The organism is Methylophaga sp. UBA5088 (assembly GCF_002414625.1).
Classification (GTDB): domain Bacteria; phylum Pseudomonadota; class Gammaproteobacteria; order Nitrosococcales; family Methylophagaceae; genus Methylophaga; species Methylophaga marina.
The window spans coordinates 4595-6973 of the sequence record NZ_DIAC01000008.1 but is presented as its reverse complement, the minus strand read 5'-3'; the positions used below and the strand labels follow the sequence as shown (position 1 = coordinate 6973).

Genomic DNA, 2379 nt, shown 5'->3' with positions numbered 1-2379 from the left:
CATTTGGACGCCCAATAATGGCAACGTAACCGGAACGAAATGGTGTGGTATTCATTATTTACCCTCTATTAGAGTTAAGGCACGTTCAGCGGCTTTTTTTTCAGCTTTTCGGTGACTACTGCCTTGAGCAACGACCACTTTGTCCAGCAAGGTAACCTGGCAGGATGCTTCAAAGACAGGCTGTTTCTTGTCTGTTTTTAATTCTTTAACACTATATAGCGGTAAAGGCTGTTTACGACTTTGTAATAATTCCTGCAAACGCGTTTTAGGATCCTTGACCGTTTCTGTCACATCAATAGACGCTATTCGCTCGGCAAATAGTCTTAAGATGAGCTCTTTGACAGGTGTCAGACCGCTATCAAGATAAAGTGCACCTAAAATAGCTTCTACCGCATCAGCCAGAATTGATTCGCGACGAAAACCACCACTTTTTAGTTCACCTGGCCCGAGGATTAATACATCCCCTAACTTTAACTCGCGCCCCAGCTCAGCTAAGGTTTCACCTTTGACCAGAGAAGCCCGTAGACGGCTTAATTTTCCTTCCTTAACTTGAGGGAAACGGTTGAATAACTCTTCCGCAATCACAAAACTCAAAATAGCATCACCGAGATATTCAAGACGCTCATTATTTTTGGGATCCGCACTGCGGTGCGTTAAGGCTTGTTGTAAAAATGCGGTATCTTTAAATTCTACTTTTAACTGTTTGCACAGGGCTTTTTGCCGCTGGGTTATCATTATAGCTGTGGCTCTACATCAATTTCTTTATGAAAATGCCCGACCAGATCGATCTGAGCAAAAAACGGTTTTCGCACTTCATAGTCGATAACGATTTTCGTTACGTAGGCGGTGTTTTTACCGCGGAAAACTTCGACATCATCGCGTTCGACACTACTGATATAGCCGATATTAAAGCGCTTAGAAAGCAGTGTCTGTACTTCATTTTTCGAGAGATTGTTATTACGTAGTTCTGTCTTCATATCTTCCATGATCTGGACGACACCGTAATACTCCTGATACATCGGCACCAAACGAATCGCTAATGTCACAAAAAAAGCAATCAAGGCCAACACAATGACCCAGCCAATTAATGTCATACCTCGCTGGTGTTTCATCACAATCTCCTTATTCAATAGACTGACCTAAACGATTCCAGACAATGCCGCCCTCATTCCAGTCCCAACTCATCCAAACTAAAAAGGCCTTACCGACCAAATTTTCTTCAGGGACGGTTCCCCAGTAACGACTATCATTACTGTTATCACGGTTATCCCCCATAACAAAATAGTGTCCTTCAGGCACCACGGTTTCACCTTCCACACGTTTAACACCCGGTTCAACCACGATTAGATGATTATGTTCACCGAGCTGTTCAGAACGTAACTCAGAGCCTGGAGCTGAAATATTAATCATGCTTTCAGGTTTTTCTTGTGGCTCTTGTGCAACCGGTTCGCCGTTAATATAAATCGTTTTATTGAAATAACCGACTTTATCTCCGGGAAGGCCTACCACACGTTTGATATAGTCAATATCAGGGTCACTTTTATTCTTCTTCACCGGGTAACGAAAAACTACCACATCACCTCGTTCAGGCTCGCCTGTCTCTAATATTTTTGTGTTGAGGACCGGTAAACGGATGCCATATGAGAATTTATTCACCAGAATAAAATCACCAATGTGCAGCGTAGGTACCATTGATGACGATGGGATACGGAAAGGTTCAGCGATAAAGGAGCGAATCACTAACACCAAAAGAATGATAGGAAAAAATGAGCGTGCATATTCAACCACGACAGGTTCTTTTGCATCGTTATCACGACCTGGTGCCCAAAACAGCTTGTCGATTAACCAAATCAAGCCGGTGACGGCTACCAGTAACACCATGATTGCGGGAAAACTCACTGTATAACGCTCCTTCCTACCTTTTATGAATTCTTTGACAGTTGTAATACGGCGAGGAAGGCTTCTTGTGGCACATCCACCTTACCAACAGACTTCATCCGTTTTTTACCTGCTTTTTGTTTTTCCAGCAATTTACGTTTACGAGAAACGTCACCGCCGTAACATTTAGCTAATACATTTTTACGCATCGCTTTGACGGTAGAACGAGCAATAATATGTCCGCCAATAGCCGCTTGAATAGCAATATCAAACATTTGACGCGGTATCAGCTCTTTCATTTTTTCGACTAGCAGTCTCCCGCGACTCACACTGCTATCCTTGTGCACGATGAGCGATAAGGCATCGACTCGTTCACCATTAATCATAATATCTAATTTCACCAGATTGGCTGGCTCGAACCGAACAAAGTGATAGTCAAGCGAGGCATAGCCACGGCTGACAGACTTCACACGGTCGAAGAAATCAATGACCACTTCATTC

At 43.2% G+C, this 2379-nt stretch carries 3 protein-coding genes and 1 pseudogene; all 4 read right to left on the bottom strand.

Annotated elements, in window-relative coordinates; genetic code table 11:
- Positions 1-54: 54 nt before the first annotated feature.
- On the bottom strand, positions 55-735 hold the full coding sequence (gene rnc, locus B4K20_RS00575; RefSeq protein WP_289243825.1) for a ribonuclease III: 681 nt from the start codon (positions 733-735) through the stop codon (positions 55-57).
- A complete protein-coding gene (locus B4K20_RS00570) occupies positions 735-1112 on the bottom strand; it encodes a DUF4845 domain-containing protein (protein WP_286305166.1) in 378 nt (125 codons plus the stop codon). The genes rnc and B4K20_RS00570 overlap by 1 nt, the downstream gene beginning before the upstream one ends.
- 10 nt (positions 1113-1122) lie before the next feature.
- Positions 1123-1899 (bottom strand): signal peptidase I, encoded by a 777-nt coding sequence (gene lepB, locus B4K20_RS00565; RefSeq protein ID WP_286305167.1) that lies wholly within the window; start codon positions 1897-1899, stop codon positions 1123-1125.
- 23 nt (positions 1900-1922) lie between these two features.
- Positions 1923-2379: pseudogene (locus B4K20_RS00560) on the bottom strand (elongation factor 4); the annotation flags it as partial.

Coding starts and splice junctions, on each gene's coding strand:
- rnc (WP_289243825.1), bottom strand. CDS start 735: ATGATAACCCAGCGGCAAAAAGCCCTGTGCAAACAGTTAAAAGTAGAA.
- B4K20_RS00570 (WP_286305166.1), bottom strand. CDS start 1,112: ATGAAACACCAGCGAGGTATGACATTAATTGGCTGGGTCATTGTGTTG.